The organism is Humiphilus diazotrophicus (assembly GCF_059726315.1).
In genome coordinates, this window is record NZ_AP040870.1 from 593286 (window position 1) to 613774 (window position 20489).

Annotated in this window: 12 protein-coding genes; 1 reads left to right on the top strand and 11 read right to left on the bottom strand. The window is 49.1% G+C overall.

Annotation, left to right across the window (positions count from 1 at the left end; genetic code table 11):
- Position 1 precedes the first annotated feature (1 nt).
- The 11 genes from AC6I7T_RS04180 to AC6I7T_RS04230 all read right to left on the bottom strand — a co-directional run bounded on the left by AC6I7T_RS04180 (position 2) and on the right by AC6I7T_RS04230 (position 16553).
- Complete coding sequence (locus tag AC6I7T_RS04180) at positions 2-487, bottom strand: Hcp family type VI secretion system effector (RefSeq protein ID WP_497792051.1); 486 nt, start codon at positions 485-487, stop codon at positions 2-4.
- Between the two features lie 44 nt (positions 488-531).
- On the bottom strand, positions 532-2040 hold the full coding sequence (tssC, locus tag AC6I7T_RS04185; RefSeq protein WP_497792052.1) for a type VI secretion system contractile sheath large subunit: 1509 nt from the start codon (positions 2038-2040) through the stop codon (positions 532-534).
- Complete coding sequence (gene tssB / locus AC6I7T_RS04190) at positions 2033-2548, bottom strand: type VI secretion system contractile sheath small subunit (protein ID WP_497792054.1); 516 nt, start codon at positions 2546-2548, stop codon at positions 2033-2035. Before tssB ends, tssC begins: the two co-directional genes overlap by 8 nt.
- A gap of 30 nt (positions 2549-2578) precedes the next feature.
- Entirely contained in the window at positions 2579-3652 is a 1074-nt protein-coding gene (tssA, locus tag AC6I7T_RS04195) for a type VI secretion system protein TssA (protein ID WP_497792055.1), read from the bottom strand.
- Entirely contained in the window at positions 3649-7743 is a 4095-nt protein-coding gene (locus AC6I7T_RS04200) for a type VI secretion protein IcmF/TssM N-terminal domain-containing protein (RefSeq protein ID WP_497792057.1), read from the bottom strand. The genes tssA and AC6I7T_RS04200 overlap by 4 nt, the downstream gene beginning before the upstream one ends.
- On the bottom strand, positions 7740-8552 hold the full coding sequence (locus tag AC6I7T_RS04205; protein WP_497792058.1) for a DotU family type IV/VI secretion system protein: 813 nt from the start codon (positions 8550-8552) through the stop codon (positions 7740-7742). Before AC6I7T_RS04205 ends, AC6I7T_RS04200 begins: the two co-directional genes overlap by 4 nt.
- A 78-nt stretch (positions 8553-8630) precedes the next feature.
- Complete coding sequence (gene tssK, locus AC6I7T_RS04210) at positions 8631-9962, bottom strand: type VI secretion system baseplate subunit TssK (protein WP_497792059.1); 1332 nt, start codon at positions 9960-9962, stop codon at positions 8631-8633.
- 26 nt (positions 9963-9988) lie between these two features.
- A complete protein-coding gene (locus tag AC6I7T_RS04215) occupies positions 9989-10345 on the bottom strand; it encodes a hypothetical protein (RefSeq protein WP_497792060.1) in 357 nt (118 codons plus the stop codon).
- 508 nt (positions 10346-10853) lie between these two features.
- Complete coding sequence (locus AC6I7T_RS04220) at positions 10854-14375, bottom strand: carboxypeptidase-like regulatory domain-containing protein (protein ID WP_497792061.1); 3522 nt, start codon at positions 14373-14375, stop codon at positions 10854-10856.
- 239 nt (positions 14376-14614) lie between these two features.
- Positions 14615-15925, bottom strand: coding sequence for an anti-sigma factor (locus AC6I7T_RS04225; RefSeq protein ID WP_497792062.1), 1311 nt, complete (start codon positions 15923-15925; stop codon positions 14615-14617).
- Positions 15918-16553 carry an RNA polymerase sigma factor gene (locus tag AC6I7T_RS04230; protein ID WP_497792063.1) on the bottom strand — a complete coding sequence of 212 codons (636 nt, stop codon included), beginning with the start codon at positions 16551-16553 and terminating at the stop codon, positions 15918-15920. Before AC6I7T_RS04230 ends, AC6I7T_RS04225 begins: the two co-directional genes overlap by 8 nt.
- 368 nt (positions 16554-16921) lie before the next feature.
- On the opposite strand from AC6I7T_RS04230, the gene AC6I7T_RS04235 reads away from it, so the two are divergent.
- Positions 16922-20482 (top strand): carboxypeptidase-like regulatory domain-containing protein, encoded by a 3561-nt coding sequence (locus tag AC6I7T_RS04235; protein ID WP_497792064.1) that lies wholly within the window; start codon positions 16922-16924, stop codon positions 20480-20482.
- The last annotated feature ends 7 nt before the right edge of the window (positions 20483-20489 follow it).

The window sequence follows — 20489 nt, forward strand, 5'->3', positions numbered from 1 at the left end:
ATCACTCAGCCTTATTCGTTTCCAGGCTCCACTTAGCAGAGTTGGTGCCGGCATCGGATACATTACCAATCTGTTGCTTGTAAGCCCAGTCGATTTTTGTATAGTTAAAAGTTACCGTCTCTTGTGGCTTACCGCCTCCACCCCCGCCGACAGAAACAGAGGAAATTAGTGCATTTGTCAGTTGATAAATCATGAACGGGATAACCGTTCCCGTTTCATTCTGCCCAACAGTGACCTTCACGGTTGGAATCACCTTCGCCTGATTGCAAAAGTCAATCAAACCACAGCTGGCCAAATCTACATACTTTGTAACCGTAAAATCCTGATGATTCGGTTTTCCAGAGGTGCGTTTCTGGTTACTCTGATCGCCGGTAATCTGCTGAGCAACACCGTGGCTATAGGACAGAATTTCAATTTTGTTCGCGTAGTCAGTCAGTTTGCACTCGCCCTTTATTGTGTCGCCACAATCGAGAATCAATATATCCATTGAAAATCTCCTTTCCAGCCGGAACTGGAATCTACAAGTTATGTCTATGCAGCAGCAGGTGCAGGCAGATCGGCAACCAGTCGGATTGATACACTCAGTTCATCCAATTGGAAGTGCGGTTTCAGGAAAACCACGGAGCGGTAGCTGCCCGGCTTACCAGGAACGTCGAAAACATCTACCCTCGCCGAACGCAAAGGATATTCGGCCTTAACCGACTGAGGGGCATCATCGTTCAACAGCACATAATCGGCGATCCAGCGGTTCAGGTAGGTACTGACATTTTCCTTAGTCATAAAGCTACCGATTTTGTCGCGCATTATGACCTTGATGTAATGTGCAAAGCGCGATGCAGCTAACACATAAGGCAACATCGCCGAGATGCGCGCATTCGCATTCGCTTCATTGGTATTGTAGAGTTTAGGCTTATTCGTCGTCTGACCCCCGAAGAATGCAGCTTGATCGCTGTTTTTCTTATGGCAGAGAGCAATAAAGCCGAGATTGTTCAGCTCGTTTTCACGACGATCCGTAATAGACACTTCCGACGGACATTGCATGGCAATATCTCCCTGCTCTGTGCGGAAGGTATGAACTGGCAACCCTTCGACTAAACCTCCTCCTTCAACACCACGTATAGCCGCACACCACTTGTAGAGGGCAAAGGCATTTGTAATCCGTTGTGCCATGGCATAGGCAGAATTGCCCCATAGATACTTGCTATGGTCTTTTCCATCCACATCTTCGACAAACAAAAACTCATCAACGGGAACGGTATCCGGACCATAAGGCAGACGCATCAGAACATGGGGCAAAGTAAGAGCGACATAACGAGAATCCTCGGTTTCGCGGAAGGCTCTCCATTTTATGAGTTCTGTCGATTCGAAGCCTTTGGAAAGATCCCGCGGAATATTCATCTCGGTGAAGCTATCCCAGTCGAAGAGCTTCGGGCTGGCCGCTGAGACAAAGGGTGCATGAGCCGCTGCAGCAACATTGGAGAGTTTCTCAAGCATTTCGATATCTTGAGGATGACGACCGAATTCATAATCGCCGACCAGCATGCTGTACGGATTCCCACCAAAGGTTCCGTACTCCTGCTCATAGACAAGCTTAAACAAAGTGCTCTGATCGAATTCCGTAGCCTTCTCCAGATCGGCAAGAAGTTCTTTCTTACCAACGTTCAGGAGACGCAGCTTTAGCATCGTTCCCGTCTCCGTATTCATCACCAGATAGTGAAGCCCGCGCCATGATGCTTCCATGGCTTGAAATTCGGGAGAATGCATGATGGCATTCAGCTGTGCACTGATCATTTCATCAATCTGTGCAATGCGCTGCTTGATACCGGCCACAACGCTATCGGCACCGACCGTCATGCCCTCGTCCATAATCTGTACGGCATATTCAGACAAAAGGCTCAGAGCGTAGGTGCGTTGCGACTCATCACGCGCAATCTTTCCCTTCTGCAGAATCTGATCGACGACTGCAGGAGGTGCTGATGTAGCCGGGGTAGTAGTTTTTGGAGCTTCTTTCGGCGTGTCTTTAGGAGTATCTTCAGGCATTGGTCGTCCCTCCGTTGCTTCCGTTTGAAGCCTTCAACTGTTTGAGTGCATCCTGATTCCCGCCTACCTGCTGCAACATGCCATCCAGAGTGTCATTGCCATCCAGCTTGGCCAATAAGTCATTTAACTTCTGGCGGGACTCAAAAAGCTTGCGCAGACCCTCTACCTGAAGAACAAGCTTTGATGGGGTAAAGTCGTCCATATTTCTGAAGAGCAACTCTACACTGGTTTGCCCACCGTCTTTGCTCAAGTGGTTGTCGACACTAGTGACAACCCGTGGCTGTATCGAAGCGAGGACATCGTTAAAGTTATCTCTGTCAATCTCAACAAACTTGCGTTCTTTGAGGGGTGGAAGTGGGTTCTCTTGCTTTCCGGAAAGATCGGCGAGAATACCGACCACAAACGGAAGTTCCTTCTTCTGAATTGCGCCGCCGGTCTCCACGTCATAGGTAATCTGCACACGGGGAGGCCGAACTCGGTCAAGCTTATGTTGTATGCTTTCTGCCATCTCACGTCTCCTTCGTTGGTAACAGCAAGATCATTTCTTCTGCGGATGAAGCTGCAGAAGATTACTAACGTCCCGTAGAACTCCTTCGTTGGACAACAACTCAGGAAGGAGCTCGGCCAGTTCCATACTTCCCCAGGCAATTGCCCTCCTGATCAGATATGGAACTGGACTGTGCGGCTCTGTTCGAGATAAAAACTCAGCGGCTTCAGCCAGACAACGATAGGCATCGTTTCTCGACTGAATAGAATTTCGTTGCGCGGATATTCCCGAAACCTGTGTCTGAGCAGGTCCATCGGAAATTGAAACCACACTAACGATCTCAGGATGGTTCGGCGCTAAGGCATCACTTGTAAAGGGCGCCACAACAGACGCGATCGCCTCAAGCATGTTCAGCAATCTTGTTAATCCGGGATTTTGCTCTCCATAACACCGCTCCAGAATCTGCTCCAGACCTTTGGCTGCCGTTGCACAATCCCGCAACTGCCCCCACAACAATTGAAAAAACTCCGGAGGACTGCAGTTGAGACTTTGCTGACATTGAGCAAGCTGGATCCGGTCCGATGCAGATGCATCCTTCAGGCGATGTGCATTCTGCTCTGCATACTGTGCTGCTTCCCAATCGGCATAAGTAATAATTGGAAATACTGCATTGTCAACAGGTGCAGAAATTGGAATAAAGGAAAATCTTGCAGGAAGTTTTTCGTTTAGCCATTCAATTTGCGCGATTCGGTAATCCAGATTGTCCACCAACGGAAACATGGTGTTCCAAAATCTCTCATGTAATCCTTCGATGAGATTCAGACCCAAAGTTGCTCCGGCAAAGCCATCGAGTTGAACCCAAGCCTCCATTAGCCACAGGGCAAGTTGCAGGTCTTTGGATTTTCCTTTCAGCGCAGCCGAACAGAGTTCTTCTACCTTTGTCCAATCTGCGCGCTTGGGTTCTCTTTGCCAAACTCCCTGTGAAAGTTCCGGTTCTTCCCGTCGAGCCTCTTTAATCTGGTCATAGGTTCCTTCGTAGCGCAGTAATTCTCCAGCAGGAGCGGTAGAAGAAATTGGCTGAAGAAACGCATCAAGACCTGAGAACATCTGAGCGGCGGTTGTCATTGTCCACCTGCCTTCACAGCATTACCTGCCCAAACTGGAAGATCACCTGCCTCTGTTGGAAAAATCGCCTCCTGCATAGGCTGTTTCCCTCCTGAAGGAAATACATTTATCTGCATGAAAACAGTAGCTACCATCGGATCGGAAATACCGGCAGCCGCGCTATGAGGCCCTGGCGCAGTTTCATAGGCCTGAAAACGAAGGACGAATGGAGATGTATCTTTTGCAAATGAAATCTGTGACGCAGGTGCAGCATGATGTACCAAGAAATTGAGAAAGGCCCAGCTATCCTTGAACTGAAAGAGAATGGACGGACCATCCACTATTGCATCACCGCTGGGAGATCCCTTCAACGGTAGTGATGGAGCATCTTTCGCCCACCGCAATGCCAAAGTCACGGGTTGACCGTATGTCCAATGACCGACACGCGGAGGCTCTCCCGAACGAAAGACGTCTGAACCAACGGTGAGTGTCCATGTAAGAATCTGGTCTCCGTCAACTTCCCTGGATTGATTCACACGAAAGTTTGGCTGGAAATCCAGAGAGGGCAAATCTGTATCAGCTGCAGCAAAAAATCCGCGAGCCCTCTCCATCTGTTTCAGAAACATCAGCACATCCCCATAAGCACCACTCCCAGAATCCGTCTGGCGGATGGCACGCTCAATCAAAGACGATTTAGCATCGAATTTCTGATAAAAAGCTGCAATTGCATGAGGATCGGCATCCATTGCATTTGGAATGGATGTGACAGACGCAAACGGGAAATGCCCTGCGAGTTGATTATTAAAGGCTGTCTGCAGATCTCGATAATCCCTGATCAAATTAAAGTTCGCGATTGCCCTGCAACGGACGTAGATGTCTCTACGCATATTTGCTTGAGCTCTAACAAAATAGTCCCCAGGAGTCGCAGAAGCACGTACCGGGAGGATCGGACACATTTGGGCAGGAACAATCTTGTCGATGTCTGTCGACACAAAGGACTCCAGTGCCGTCACCGAATTTGCTGGACTCTTTTTGTCATATTGAGATAGCGCTACTGCAACCCCTTTCCACTTATTTACCAATGCAGTAGTTGTTCCGGGATAGCTGCGTGCTCCTTGTTGCGCAAAAAAACGGAGGAGAGGAGCCGATGCCTGACTATAAGCACGAATTTGGTCGCGTTGTTCTGCCAGATATGCCATTACATCTTCCGGCGAATGAGCATTCAAAATGGCCTCAGTTACGCCAGTGGAACCTACCCATTGATCCATCGCAGCACTGGGGATGTCATATACGTTATCCGCTACGAAAGCGCGGTCCAACTCGGCTAGCAGAGCACCGGCTTGAGCGTTGGTAAGGCTTGACAGCTTGGAGTAAAGATCGTTCAGTCCCTGATCTCTGAGTACCGTCAGTAGAGAAGTTAAAGTATCAGCAGAAGCCGCAAAATTTTGAATCTGTGGCTGAATATCTTGCTGAAAATCGGCCCCCGGAGATCGTGGAGACAACATCTCGGCTTGAGCAATCTCCGTTTCGAGGGCCTGCCGCAAGCGAGCTTTTGCAATCTTCTGAAAAAAACTTCGCGCTCTCGGAGAACTATCATGCAGATCGCTGTCAATGAAGTCCTGGTAAGCTTGCGGTTGTTGAGCAGCGTTCTGTAATAACGCGTTATTCCAGGCGATGCGAGTCCCCGAAGGACTGACAGATACCACCTCTCGCGAAGAGCTTCCGGGTAGGAATGGTAAAGACATCAGGTTTTCAAGAGACAAACGAACATTATCCGCCGAATCTGAAAAAACAAACTTCCCTTCCTCGCTGACTTCTACCAATGCTCCGGTAACACCTGCACGTTCACCAGCAATAACATCCTGCAATTCACCAAATCGATGCTCTGCATCGTAGTTCACCCAATTTGCCAAATCTGAGTTCAGATATATGGACCGTTGCAATGGAGTAATTGTCAGGCTATAGAGCTGGGCAGGCATTTCGAAGTTATCTCTTGCAACCCACTGCAAAGATGGGCTGTCAAAATTGCCCTGCACAAGTCGAAAACTCTGCCTTAATTGCTGCAGATCTTCATAATTTACGGATGAAGAGGTGTCTGCCTTATCCAGTTGAGAGCTGAGATTATCGAGACTGCGTCGCACAGGGTTGTTCCCAATCCAAGCCGCAAAGAGCGCGGATGTCAAATTGGTCATCTTCAAAGATGCGTTATCCCGATCCGCTTGAGACACGACAAAAGGCTTAAAGTTCGCCTTTGCAAGAGCCTCTTCAAAATAGGGATTCTCCGCATCGGAGATCCCTAGAGCATCGCTCTGGTTATACAAATACCGTTCGATCGAGAAAACCGTTGGGGCACTTGCTACTCCTCCTCTAACTGAGAGCTGTTGGTAAAGTGCAACGTTCTTTTCCAGCCGCTGCAATTGCTCAACAAATGTCTTCAGCTGAATGTACTCGGGAGTCACGGTCACATCGCTGATTCCGATATAAATAGAATTGCTATTCGCGGGAACAGCACCCAACGGGATAGTGTTGAGCGCTGTAATCTGGCGAGCCTTTTCCGCTAGTCCATCGTAAAAATGTTCGAGTACAAGAATTCGAAAAGTAGGAACCAGCGCTGCACGGATCTGCCGGTCCAGAGGGCCGGACCAAGATGATGGAAGAAAGAGAAAACGGAATCCGGAAGCCTGGAAACCGGCCAGCCGGATCAGGAAATCTTCAGTACCGTCGTAACGAGTTGCCCCATCCGCTGCAGGTCTCAGATCCGCTTCAATTTGGCTCAGAATCGGACTCAAAGCCAAGGCATTCTGTCGAAGCCGATTAAGACTAATGACGGTGCCAATCAGGAGCAAGAAAAAGATACAGACTGTGCTGACCTGCAATACGACTCCGGCGCGATTTCTGGCATAAAAGAAGCGCCGAACTGGTTGTGCCAAATTGCATTCCGGAAAGATCTTTTTTACAAACAGGTCATAGACGAATGCAACCTGGCTTGAGCCCTCATGACGAAGATTTTCTAGAAGTGACGGCAGAATAGAAAGCTCAGGATGATGATTCGTGACGAGGGCCTTCTCCCTATGCAAAGGAAGAGCAGTAGTTGCGGTGGATTTCTGAACCTCATACTCGCCAGCGAGATAAATACCGCGCAGGACATATAGACCATCCATTCCGGATCGCTGGAATATTTTCGAGAGAAAGGGAGTAAGCAGCCTCGGCATTACCCGGAGATAATCCGGCAAAATGAACATGCTCTGCCTGTCTTCGGAATATCCGCTATGCATGTAGATCTGGTCCTGCAGTTCCTCCACTGTCTGCCTAATATTGACAAAAGCCTCTTCAACCCAAGAGTCCTCAAAAAGTGCATCCAGGCTGTAGGGATTCGACCACCCGAACATTTCACTCTGACGCTCTGCCTCCAGCTCCCGTGCAAACGAGACGAATCCAGGAATTTGGTCACATTTAGTCAGGAGAAAATACACGGGAAATCGAAACCCCAAAATATTCTGAGCTTCCTGCAGACGCTGTTGTATTGCAATGGCACGCCGGGAAAGAGCATTCCTGTCCAAAGCAGTTGAGCCGAAAAGATCTGCAGCAGACATCGCTACAATAATGCCTTCCATCGGACGCTCTGGTCGGTACTGATTCAACAGTCGCATCAGCCGTTTCCAATACGGTGAAGGCTTGCCATTTGCAGGAAGCGTCCACTCTCCCCCTGTATCAAGCACCATGCCGGAACCATAAAACTTCCACCCTACAGAAGTTTCTCCCGGTAGCGACTCTCCGTCCTCCTCCAATAGGGCATTCAGTCCAGACTGGGTGAGGAGTGTCGTTTTACCCGATCCCTGCGCCCCCAACATGACGTACCATGGGACCTGATATCGGTACTCTGTTCCTGTAACTTTTTCTCGCAGTACAGACAAAGCACCGACAAATGTTGAAGGAAGCTTCTGCTCCGCTTGCCTGCTTTCCTCCTCCTGCTTTGCCGCTTCCTCTCGTGGCTCTTTTTTCGCAGCGCGCCGTGCTCTGACTAGAATCAAGATGGCACAAGCGGCAAAGAGAACCAGCAACAAGAGAATGATCAGCAAAAGATATAAAGAAGTTGAGTGAAGGGTATTCATCGACTTGCCCCTCCATCACCTGACAGAGGCTGCTTTACGCGATCCAGCTTATTAATGTTGTGCTGAATCTTATGGATCTCTGTCAGCACCGGTACCGTCGCCTCACGCCACAGCGCATCGGACACGGCTATCCACAGGACAAGAACAGTTACGAGACAAAGCAGCCAGAGACGAGTACCGGGCATTCGCCTGACCGGTCGATCTGCCAAGGTAAAGTCGTACGATTGGTAGAAGAGTTGCTCCCGCTGAACTGTAAATAGATCCTGAACAGGACTTTGGTAGATACGCACGAACAGTTTTTTGCGATATTGAGCGAGTTTGCCATGATCATCCCGATCACGATACTTCCCGCAGAAACCTAAAGACAGCGCATAAAAGTAGATATGCTCCAAATCTGTATAGGTATTCACAGGATGGCTCAAGATTTCATCCAAACGATTGAAGAACACCTCTCCCGAAGCATGAGTCTGGAATAGCCGAGTTTCCATCAAAGCCCATGTGGACTTCTCTTTCCAATTGCTCCGGAGAATTAATTCATCAGCCAGCACGGCCATGACGTATTGCATCTCACGATACAAGTCATATTGAGTTGCAACATGTTTCTGACCGGCATCGAGCACCTGCACATTCATTAGAGACAAGAGCCGTTGCGCTACTTCTTCGGAAGACATCGAATCTGCAGACAGTTCACCAGTCCTGTTAGCAGACAAACTTGCATCATTCAAGCGTGCAAGTATCTGTAACAGTTCCCGATGGAACTGGCGGAAGTGAAGGATCAGCAGCGAATTCGTGTCTGCAGGGGATTGCATCACTAGTGCTCGATCTGGTTATGTACTTCTTGTTTGATTTATGGATTTGAGCTATCCCAACATTTACCGCGTTGGACTTTAGCCTGTTTTGATATATAAAACGATTTCCGAAGGTCTGACCCCTTTTTGCGAAGGTACGCCCAGGATCTGCAGCGATTCATTAAGGTGAATATACTCAGGGTCGTAGCTTAGCTGAAACAGGACGCTATCGGCACCTGGTACAAGTCCTTCCTCATTTTGAAGATAATGTCTTGGAGCACCCAACACACGCCGCTCCCTCATTCCCTTTTGCAGATCCTCAGCGCCTATGAGACTCTGCTCGCCCCAGGAAATAGCATCTAGCTGAGCCGTCCCCGACGGAAACCGCAAAGACAGAATCAGCCGTCGAGCAGCCCATTCCGATTCAAAGACAAGTGAAAATACTCCTTCGTGATAGAGAAACGGAACCGGCATGTAATTCTCCGGAATACCTTCACGAAGAACCGCATTCAGGTAGAGATCCACGGAACGAAAGCTTTCGAGAATCTCTAGGTGCCGATAAGGAGGAAACACTGGAGGTACCAGGTTCTCAGAGAGAACAGACAGGTGCCCGGCCAAGCCACAATATGCTGTATACAGCGCAAACGGATTAGCACAACCAGTGAACAATAGAGCTTCTATTCCGGGAAGAGCTGCAACCATACTCCGCACACGTACACGTTGCGTTTCCCCAAATTGTTTACGACCGCTGGCAGAGAAGGTATGAATTTGCTGAGAAAGATAAACGGCGCGCTCACGGATGCGGCGTACAGTGTTCGAGCAAAGGATACCAACCGGAGAGTCAGCGGCAACCTCTGAGCATGGAGGCATATAGTCAGCGAGAGCATACACCTCATTCCGATACTCTAACTTGGCCAGAGGCAAACTGACATATTTTGCCGAAATTGTATCTCCGCCTGCAACAATCTGTAAGCGAGGACGGAGACGAGGAATACTTTCGTCTGCATCGCGAATCGTATCACCCAATCCCTCATCACAGGAAACAAAACGCGATAAATCCTTTCCAGCACGAATGCTTGAGGACGCGGGAACAAGCAGATGGACTGTCGTACCTTCTAGCCGGGCCGTCTCTGCCAATGAGGCAAGATCGCAGGTTAGCTCGACTTCAGTCTTTGTCGCATCGAAAGATACACCTAGTCCATCGGGCATTACAGCCTCTAGCTCCACAACACAAAACTGACCTCTGAGGAGTTTGGCCGGATCGATCCGTAATTTACGTACCCCCCAACTGAATGACGATGACTGCAAGATTCCGTATTGCAGCAAATCTTCGTAACGCTGCGTGAGCTGTTCAAAATGGCGAGGGGTAAGTAGCATTCCCTCATGCCAATCAATGAGATCAGGCACTTGATGAAGACTGGGCTTCAACACCCTCTTCCTCCGTGATCAATGACGCCCTAATTAGCCGTCGACAGTGCAAAATCCTTCTCCAGGAACTTCACAGATACGGTTCCATGCCCAGGCAGGACGGCCCGATGTTCTCCCGGTGTCACATAGGAGGCGAACAGGATAACAGCTTTAGCCGATCTGGAATTCCTAATTCTTACTGGCATAACAACTTGTCCGGGGACCCATTCCCAGGAACTCACACTAAGTTCTTTCGGATAGGTCCTTTGTAAATCCAATTTTTTCCTGAACCAGTCTGAAGAGGACATGGTCAAAAGGTTCTCTTCAGCCTTCTTGTTTCCGACGTTTACAACATCCACGGCAATAGCACTGTTCTGATTCGCTATGGCATCAACAGAAATATCCATCACAAGATCAGATTTCAGACCAACGGCTCTCCTTGCGGAGCGAAGTGTACCTCCACATCCGAGAAGAGAAAAGATGCTTGCAATCAATGTGCTAGCAACTAACGCTTTATGGAAACTGCCCCTAAACATGAGGCACGGCATCCCTGTATGCGTATTATTCAAACCTGTCGATTTATGATAATTTCAGTTACCAAAGCTCAACATCTTTAGTAATAGCTATTTTCTATGACTGCCGAGATCCGGGGGTGAAGGAAAGCAAGTGATAGGAAATCACGAAATCGTCTGATTGTAAAGCGACTACTCTCCAACCCCGAATTGGGATAGTCGCGACCTTCAAGAAGAGGATTTTTGGAAGGGATTCATCATGACGATCCGTTGTTAATCCAGTGCGGATTACCAATGTAGACAAAAACTTTCGATCGGAATTAGAAGCAATTGCTCTCAATTCAATAAAAAAGGGAGAGTGCGCGAAAGGCGCCACTCCCCCTTCGTCTTACCAGGCCATAGTCTAGAAGAGGAATTTTGCGGCAAATTGTACCAGCCGTGGATTGTTAACCTGGCTCGTAATCTGCCCAAAGTTCGAAGAGCCATAGCTGTTTCCTGGAGGCCCGAACTGCGGATGGTTGAAGAGGTTAAAGAATTCAGCTCTGAACTGAATTCCTAGCTTTTCAGAGGGACCAAAGTTTGTGTTTTTGAAAGCAGCGAAGTCAAAGTTGCTGATCCCCTGAGCCCGCAATGTTGGATCTACACGTGATTCATTCCCAAAGGTCCAGGCGGCAGGCTGCGAAAAGCATGTCGCGTTGATCCATCCGGAGCCACCATTGAGCCCATTCCGAACGCGGGAATCAGCACTTCCTGAGGTCGCTTTTCGGCAGCCATTTATCACATTGGGGCGTAATCCTGCACCATAAGCCCCAACATAGGGATTCTGCGCGGCATTGATATTAACGGGAAAACCACTCTGGAAAGTAGTAACGCCGTCAATGCCCCAACCTCCAATCACCTTATTGGCCAAAGAGGGAAGGCTGGAAAGATATGCTCTTCCCCTGCCAAGAGGAATATCCAATACGTAACTGACAATCAGACGTTGCGGAACATCCTGGGAAGACAAGGACTTTTCACCTCTGAGATTGTTCCAGTCCTGAATGGCACCAGTACCGCCCCCTTCTAGCCAGGACGTGATCGTATCTGTATTGCTAATGAGCTTTGCCCAGGTATACGCGGCCAAAATGGTGCCGCCTCGATTGAAACGCTTCTGGACAGAAGCTTGCAGGGAGTGATAGCTGCTATCGAAACTCCCCTGTCCTGCCAACTGAAGACTTGCATATTGAGGGAAAGGACGGATCAGTTGACCGGCTGAGGTGGTAATAGAAGATAGCGGACTACCTGGACTCGCTACCCTATAAAAAGGATTTGGCACCTGCTGAGCAATGGTAACGGTCTGCCCTGCAGCAGCTTGCGCAGCAGCCTGAGCAAAGTAATTATCCCCGAGCTGATTAACCTGCTGAGAATACTGCGGCAGATGTGTTCCCTTTGACCCAGCGTATGCCAGATCGGCAAAGAGGCCGCCAACAAGAGTCCTTTGAATATCCAGGTTCCACTGTTGCATATATCCATATTTGTACTGAGGAATATCCACGGCCTGCACTCCCTGCCCGAGGAGATCCGCCGCATAGCTAGGATCTCGTCCCGGAGGCAAGATAAAATTTGGCCATGGCGTGGTGATGGTATTGGTAGGAGTATTGGAGTTTCCGTTGTTACCTTTATATTGCGTCTGGATTGAATTCACTGGATCGTTGAGCGGATTTGTTGCCCAGCTTGTATCAAGAGGAATCCAGAAGATCCCATAGCCACTGCGCACAACAGTTTTGGGATCCAGGCTATAGGCGAAACCAATGCGCGGAGACATCGCCATCCAGTTTTGATCGAGGTTGTACCTGCTACTCCGAACACCAGGAGTCTTCACAAGGAAGATATCGCCCAGCACAGTACTTCCCGTAGCGCTGGTCGCCAAGGTATTTACAGCCGTGGGATTCCAGAACGATTGGCGGTCATGCCTCTCTGACCAGGGGGATTGATACTCGTACCGCAGCCCCAGATTCAGAGTGAGCTTACCGGTTGCATGATACGTGTCGTTCACATAGCCAGCCCAGTACTTCTGCTTCGCTGCAACGAAATTGGGTATTTGTGCAGCGCCGAAAAAGTGATTGGAAACGTTAGACGGATTGTTTGCCCATCCCAACAAAAAATCGGCAAATGCTAATCCGGTATAGTTTCCCGTAAAGGCAAAAGCTCCACTGGCTACGTTGGTCTGAGTATAGTTGTCTAAGCTGATTTCAAATTGGGCTCCCAATTGGAAAGTATGGCGGCCTTTCACCAGTGTGAGATATGGCGAGAAATAGTACTGCGTGTCCTTATCAACGATAAAGCTCTGCCCTTGTGAGCATGTAATGGAGTCGGCCATCCCTGTTACACAAGGCGTAGGAGGTGTTCGTAAAGAACTTCCTAATTGCGAGTTAAAAGCGGAAGGCCAGCCGATCGTCGCGAAATCAAACCCGGCGTTCTTAGGAGTTCGAGTATAGCCAAAACGACTCACGGAGATATTGAGATTTCCAATCACATTTGGATTGAAGACATAGTTATAGCCAATAGCAACCGCTTTAGAGGTGTAATTCTCGGTGCAACGGTCCTGACATAATCCGGTTCCTAAAGGATCGAGGGCCAGATTCAGATTGTTCCAAAGGCTATAGCGGACGAAAACATGCTGCGCATCATTGATCTTCTGATCGACGCGTCCAACGTACTGATTCTGATTACCACCCGTACTTGCATTGGTCGAATAGTTATTCAGCACACCGCCACTATTGGGACTCGGCCAGAGAGAGAGCAATGCCGTCGCAGTCGGATTGATTCGCCCAGAGGGAATCACATTGCCGGAAAAGTTGACCGGCGTGCGGTTTATGCACGTGGCACTTCCAGCACATGGGTCGACTATCTGCCCTACACCTGACGCAGCGGCCAAGGCGCTGAGATCGCCTCTACGTTCTACAGCGGTGGGAACAGTAGTAGTAAAAGTTTGCCCTTGACGTAACCTGAAGCCTTCATAACTGAAGAAGAAAAATGTTCTATCGGCAATTACTCGTCCCCCAAAGTTCCCACCGAACTGATTTTGGGTAAATGCGGGACGTTTTAAGTTTCTGTAATTCCCAAACCACGTATTGGCATTTAGGACCTTATTGCGGATATACTCGTAAGCTTCTCCATGCCATGCATTTGACCCGCTCTTTGAGCTCAGGTTCAAGACTCCGCCAGCAAGCTTCCCCCATTCGGGACCAAGATCGTGCGTTTGAACTTTGAACTCCTGAACCGAATCCTGAGTAGGAATCAATATGGGAAGGTTGATATAGCCAATATTCAGCGGTTGTCCATCAAGATATTCAGCGCTCTGATTGGCAAAGGCGCCGCCAATCTGAAAGTTTCCCCATGAGAAGGGATTTTGCCCCGTGGCCGTTCCTCCGGCTCCTCCCTGCATAACGACAGAAGGTGCTACTTCAACCAGGTTGAAAACGTTACGGCCATTCAGGGGAAGTTCATTAGCATTACGTTGTTCAACAACCTGCCCAAGTGAGGATGTTTCGGGCTGCAGTAATGGAGTCTCACCTGTAACTATTACGGTTTCACTTACTTCTCCAACCGGGAGCACGAGATCTACGCGCGTAGATTGCTGAACCTGAATTACGATATTCTCTCGACTAACCCTCTTAAACCCTGTCTTTTCGACAACGATTCGATACTGACCAGGAATAAGGTTTACGAAAGAATACAAACCAGTCTCGCCGGTGGTTTGTGTTTGCTTTTCTGAGGTAGCCGTATTTGTCAGCTTAACAGTCGCACCTGCCTCTGGAGCACCTGCTGAATCGGTCACCGTTCCACCTAACGAACCGTAGGTGGTCTGAGCATCGAGAAGGTAGGAACAGAATAACAGGCAAATAGCGACAATAAAGCCTCGCATCCAGATTCGACGTAACATTGTGCCTCCGCAACATCGTCATGCTGTAGTGGGGAAACTACTCATTCACAATTACGTGGAGGTGAAGGAATTTGTACCAGAAAGATAGAAGATATTTAGTAAGAAAGAGGAAAGTAACAATCACAATCGTATGTAGAGCACCCAGATTAGACAGGGTAACAGCAGAAGAGGACATACCTTACGGCCATGTTCTCTTCTTTTTCTATTATCTACAACTGCAGTATTAGCTGGACTTCCAACTAGGGATGATTAGCTTCCTTCCGAAGCAGAGCATACAAGAAAGGTTTTCCGGTTGGCTTTTGGCTACCTCCGCGAGGTTCTACGGTGACAAAAACAGCGTCAATTTCTGCTAACTGCTTCGGATCGTCATAGCGAAGCACCCATCGCCGATTCATCTCGCTATCCATATATAAGATACCGAGGTTCATCGGATGAGCTTCCGCCCTAGATTCGGAGTCCCGCTGTCCCCATACCTGGAAGGTACTCGCGTTCTTGACTCCCGGCTGACGGTCGAGATCAAAGGCATAAAAGATCAATGACTTGTTCTGGGTATAGAAGACTCTACCGAAGGGCTTGCGAGGACGGCTGCCACTATCCACATCAAAGACATCGGCAATATAAAGCTTGCGTGCTCCCATGAGCTCTCGAATATCGCGATCTGACGTCAGGTATTGAGCATCATCTTTAAGTTTCCGATCCTGTTCCCTCGTGGTGGAGACCAGCTCTTCAACTCTGGATTCCAGCGAAGCCGTGCGAAAGAGGGCTTGGTCGTGATCCGAGCGTAGCTTAATAAACTGAGCCTGTAAATTTTGGTATGTAGTCTGAGATTCCTTGAGCTGCACAGCCATTCTGTCCCGCTCCATAATGAGTTGCTGAAGTTCCGCGTTCTTTTGACTGTATGCATCAGCTATCTGAGTAGCATGCTGCTCTCCGGAAGTAGAAACCAGACGAAGTCGAGCTATTTCTTTCTCGCGCTCCGTAATTCGAGCCTCAAGCTCGGAAATCCTGGTATTTTGCGCAGCAAATAATTCACTCGAAATACCAGACGGCGGTGACGTCTGATGCTCGTTGATCAGTGAAGTGGAAGTACTTGCCGGTAAAACCTTCGGCTGCCGTTCGATCGCTCGTTGTTGGCCCCCATAATAGGCACCTGTGAGCGCAGCCGCCATAAGACAAGCAGCAAATGCTGTTTTCAATCCAAAGCCGGAAAACAATTGAGGGAATAACCTTCGCGTCGAGGCGGATGATTTCGGGGTGAAGGTCAGAACCTTATCCGGGTCACTTCCTCGAATAGCATCGAAGACTCTCCACCGAACCCGCTGATCATCCCAGGGAATACCCGCATCCGAAGGAACCTCCGTTGTAGCTAAGAAAGCCATTCCGTCTTTGCTAATAAGCGAGTACTCTTCATAAATCTCACGGCAGGAATCGCAGATCCGCAAATGACTTTCCAATTCGAGCTGCTCGCTTGGCCCCAGCAAATCTGTCTGGGCCAGAGCACAGAGCTCTTTGTATTTCTCGTGATCGTCTTCTCTCTCTGTTTTATACATGCTGATTTCTCCGCAGCCGCTCGATCACGGAGCTTTTACGCAGCCGTTCGAGGCCTCGGTAGAAGTGGTGGCGCACATTGCTGAGAGGCTCATGCAGCTTTTCGCTAATCTCTCTTAGCCCCAATCCCTCAAAATAGAAGAGCTTAAGCGTGTCTCGCTGAATCTGGCTGAGATCCTTAAATGCCCCCTGCAGACGAGAAAAATCAAGCCTCATCCGAATATCTCGTTCCAGATCCGCATGTCCCGCCAAAGTATCGTCGAGTCCGAGGGATTCAATATCCGTACGCATATAAAAACCACGGCGAGACAAATGTGCCTTTCTATCTCGAGCACGACTGTATGCAATCTGAACGATCCATACTTTAGCGCTTCCCTTTGAAGATTCAAAGAGCATCGCTTTCTGATAGATATAGAGGAAAGCTTCCTGAACAACATCCTCAGCCTCTCCCGCATCATGCAGAATCCGAAGAGCGATGCTGAAGACCAGCCGGGAATACCGATTGAACAGCATTTCCAACGCTTTAAAATCATTATCCTGCAAGCATGCCATGAGCTCTTCATCGCTTAGGCGCGAGTCCTCAATAGCTTCTGGAGTAACATCGAAGTTTTTTTGAAGTGCGCTCTGCATTCTTGGTCCTTGGTTTCTCCGAGCCCCCGAGGGGAATGTCGCGACAAAGAGGTGGAAGGCTCTCCAAGTGTGCTACAGCTCTTGGCCATCACATAAACAGGCGAAATATACGCTATTGAATGCACGATTTTCCAGTCCAAATTACATGACGAACCAGTAAGAAAAATTATGAAAAATATTGGTACACATTTATCTGTCTGTTCGTATATATCTGTGCTGGTCAAACAAAGAAAGGTATGTGTCGCCCTGGAGACCATGCGTCGATGCTAATACGAGCAGCAGAGATGCATCCATAAACGAAGTTATTTGCCCTCAGAGTACCGTGGACCAACGGTACTCCGGGAATACCAGCAACCTCAGTACGCCCCATGTATAGATTCCTTCAAGCTCTTCTACTTCTATGGCTGCTCCCCTGTCTGGCTCAAGGTCAGTCCCCTACAGCATCCCTGACCGGAAGAATTACTGACCCAGATAGAAACGTTATTATTGGGGCCACGATCAAAGTTATTAATACAGGCACAGGCATTCACTACACCGGTATCACGAATGAAGCAGGTACCTATTACGTGTCCGACCTGCCACCGGGCAGATATCGAATTGAAGTTGAAAAGCTAGGGTTCAAAGCCGTCATCGAATCAGGTGTAATCCTTCATATACAGGATGTGCTAGAAGTCAATTTCGAAATGGTGCTTGGCTCTTCTTCTGAGAGTGTCACGGTCGAAGGACGTTCCCCTCTTGATGCGGAATCTTCCAGTGTTGGAACAGTAATCGAACACCGGAAGGCTAATGAGCTTCCTCTCAACGGACGCAATGTCTTTAATCTGATTGGCCTTTCGCCCTCTGTCATTCCCCAAGGAAGCTCTACGGGCACGCCCGTGGGTGTCAACCCTTTTGGTTGGGCTAATTACCAGGTGAGTGGTACATTTGGAAATCAGAGCATTGAGTACCTAGACGGACAGCCTCTCAACATCAGTTATATCAACCTTCCAATCCTGGTCCCGACACAGGACTCCATCCAAGAATTCAAGGTCCAGACGAGCAACTTACCTGCTGAATGGGGACGTTTTGCCGGAGGGGTAACCAATCTCAGTACAAGAGGCGGAACCCAATTCCTGCACGGGCAACTCTACGACTATCTCCGTAACCGCATTTTCAACGCAAACGATTACTTCTTAAATGCTGCTGGCAAACCACGTCCCCCATGGATTCAGAATCAGTTCGGAGCCGAAGCTGGTGGACCATTATCCCTTTTACATTGCTGCCACGATAATCGCACCTTCTGGTTTGCCAGTTGGGAAGGTTTTCGTCTGCGCACTGGTCAACCCTTCACCGCTACAGTGCCAACAGAGGCAGAGAGGCGAGGAGATTTCTCAGCTCTAGGGATTCCAATCATGGATCCCTGTGCCGCTAAAGAACTAAATGCTCAGGGTGCCTGCCCATCGAGCAAAGCACAACCCATTCCATTCAGTGGAAATATCATCCCTCCGAATAGAATTAATTCCACATCGAAAGCTTTGCTCTATCTTTGGCCCAGAGCAAATTCCGAAGGCACGCTTACCCCTTCAGGCACTATCAATAACTTCAACACGGTAGCGCGAACAGGAGGAAACCAGAATCAGGTGGTTATGAGATTCGACCAGGATCTCACGGCCAGACAGAAGCTCTTCGTTCGAACTACCTATTGGACCGTTCTAGATCTGCCGGTTGATCCTCTTGGAAACGGATTATGTGAAGATCGCTGCTGGGAAAACTACAGAACAAATGCTTTGGCAATCGGTTACAACTACAGCCTTAGTCCCCTAACGATTTTCGATTTCAATGCAAGCGTCAGCTACTTCAAGTATGGACGCACGCCAAGGAACACTGGTTTCAATCTCGCATCCATAGGATGGCCTATGAGCTATAACACAGCTATCCCAGCAGCAATGAGGACCCCACCGACACCTTGCGTTGCAAATTTTGCCGACAGCATCATGTGCACGCAGGGCCAGAGTTACATTCAAGATCGGGACACACAATACAATCTTTCTCCACGCGTGACTCTGGTACGAGGCCACCATCTTTATCGTTTTGGGGTGCAGCTTGAAATAAGTTACGACAACTTTGCGCAAACAAACGTAGCCAGCGGAGCTTTCGACTTCTGCCGGGTGAGTAAGCCCTGTTTTACCGGTTCTGGATTTGCGGATTTTTTATTAGGCTACGCAGACAATTTCAGCAACGTCGAGAATCACTTTTCCGCTCAGGCTGTCGTGCCTGCACTCACCGCGGGGAAACAGGTTTATCGGGCTCTCTATTTCAATGACACATGGCACGCCACGAACAAGCTTGCTCTCAATCTCGGGCTTCGCTACGAGCTACAAGGCCCCTGGTCGGAGCGCTTTAACCGGCTGTCCTATTTCGACTCCCGGGCGGAAAGCTACCTCAACCGGTATCTACCGGCGGGATCGCCCGCCATTCGAGGAGATGTCTTTCTCGTCTCCGCCGAGGACAGGAATAATCTTCCCCTGGATAAGGATCATTTTGCCCCCAGATTCGGTCTAGCCTACAGCCTTACGTCCAATACGATCTTGCGCACTGGCTATGGAATTTTTTGGATACCGAATTACGTGGCCTTCTCTCTAAATCCCATCAACGACATGGTGAACGCAGCGAGTACGACATACACGGGAACCATCGATGGAGTTCACCCTTACAATTCCATCTCCTTGCCCTTTCCGAATGGTATCTCGCCTCCTCCAGGTAGAAATCTTGGAACAGAAGGAACACAACGCTTTCTCACTCAAGTGGTACAGTCAATCACAGAGGTAAACCGGAGTCGGCATCGCGACGGCTATGTTCAGCAATGGAGCCTCAGTCTTGAACAACAGTTACCGGCAGGCATTTCGATAGCTGCAGCCTACATCGGTTCCAGAGGAACGCATCTGGACCAGTATTCTCAACAAGTCAATCAAATCTCTGGAACTTTACTCTCACAAGCTGCTCAACAATACAGCTCTGGCGGCCGATCTGCTGTAGAACTATTGCGCTCTGTCCCAAATCCCTTCTTTGTTAATGGGCAAGCCCTGGCACTGGCAGCCACTACTACCACCGCCGGGCAGCTTTTACGTCCATACCCTCAATACAACAGTGTTGAGCTTGCAGGACAGGGATCTTTCGACAGCATCTATCATTCACTGCAAATCACGATGCAAAAACGCTTCGCGGGGGCTGGCTCGATTTTGCTTGCCTATACCAACTCCAAATTGATAAGCAACACCGATACTCTCACCTCATGGCTAGAGACTCATGTAGGAGCAATCCAGGACAACAATAATCTGCGTGCAGAGCGTTCTCTATCATCGCAGGATGCACCTCAACGTTTGGTCATTAGTTATGCATTGGACCTTCCCTTTGGGCAAGGCCGGAGATACCTCTCTAATATCGGAACCGGCTGGAATAAGGCTATAGGCGGTTGGGGCATTGACGGCGTCTCCACATTCCAGCGAGGATTTCCTCTCGTGATTAGCAATGGGCAGACCAATGATGTGACACTCTTCGGCGCCGGATCCCGTCCGAATGTGGATCCACAATGCCGGAAATCATCTCCGGGAAACAGCCGGAACCGGATCAGTCATTGGTTCAATACAGGGTGTTTTTCAGCTCCAGCAGATTTTACTTTCGGCAACGAACCTCGCGTTGATTCCAGTCTTCGCGCAGACGGAATCAGCAACTTCGATTTCGCCATCTTCAAGAAGCTCTTCTTGGGCCATCAGGACCGTGCAGGATTGGAATTCCGTGTCGAGCTCTTCAATTTGATGAACAGGACACAATTCGCCCCTCCAAACACTACTTGCTGCACCGTCAATAACGCCAACTTCGGAGTGGTCACGAGTACGGCCGCCGGCACAAGTCCCAGGCTGATTCAATTTGCCTCGAAATTCTTCTTTTAGCTCGCCC

Excerpts from the sequence above, each read along its gene's own strand:
- AC6I7T_RS04230 (WP_497792063.1), bottom strand. The coding sequence starts at position 16,553 with ATGCAGAGCGCACTTCAAAAAAACTTCGATGTTACTCCAGAAGCTATT.
- AC6I7T_RS04220 (WP_497792061.1), bottom strand. The coding sequence starts at position 14,375 with ATGTTACGTCGAATCTGGATGCGAGGCTTTATTGTCGCTATTTGCCTG.
- tssC (WP_497792052.1), bottom strand. The coding sequence starts at position 2,040 with ATGCCTGAAGATACTCCTAAAGACACGCCGAAAGAAGCTCCAAAAACT.
- tssB (WP_497792054.1), bottom strand. The coding sequence starts at position 2,548 with ATGGCAGAAAGCATACAACATAAGCTTGACCGAGTTCGGCCTCCCCGT.
- AC6I7T_RS04200 (WP_497792057.1), bottom strand. The coding sequence starts at position 7,743 with ATGAATACCCTTCACTCAACTTCTTTATATCTTTTGCTGATCATTCTC.
- AC6I7T_RS04215 (WP_497792060.1), bottom strand. The coding sequence starts at position 10,345 with ATGGATATTTCTGTTGATGCCATAGCGAATCAGAACAGTGCTATTGCC.
- AC6I7T_RS04205 (WP_497792058.1), bottom strand. The coding sequence starts at position 8,552 with ATGCAATCCCCTGCAGACACGAATTCGCTGCTGATCCTTCACTTCCGC.
- tssA (WP_497792055.1), bottom strand. The coding sequence starts at position 3,652 with ATGACAACCGCCGCTCAGATGTTCTCAGGTCTTGATGCGTTTCTTCAG.
- AC6I7T_RS04225 (WP_497792062.1), bottom strand. The coding sequence starts at position 15,925 with ATGTATAAAACAGAGAGAGAAGACGATCACGAGAAATACAAAGAGCTC.
- AC6I7T_RS04180 (WP_497792051.1), bottom strand. The coding sequence starts at position 487 with ATGGATATATTGATTCTCGATTGTGGCGACACAATAAAGGGCGAGTGC.
- AC6I7T_RS04235 (WP_497792064.1), top strand. The coding sequence starts at position 16,922 with ATGTATAGATTCCTTCAAGCTCTTCTACTTCTATGGCTGCTCCCCTGT.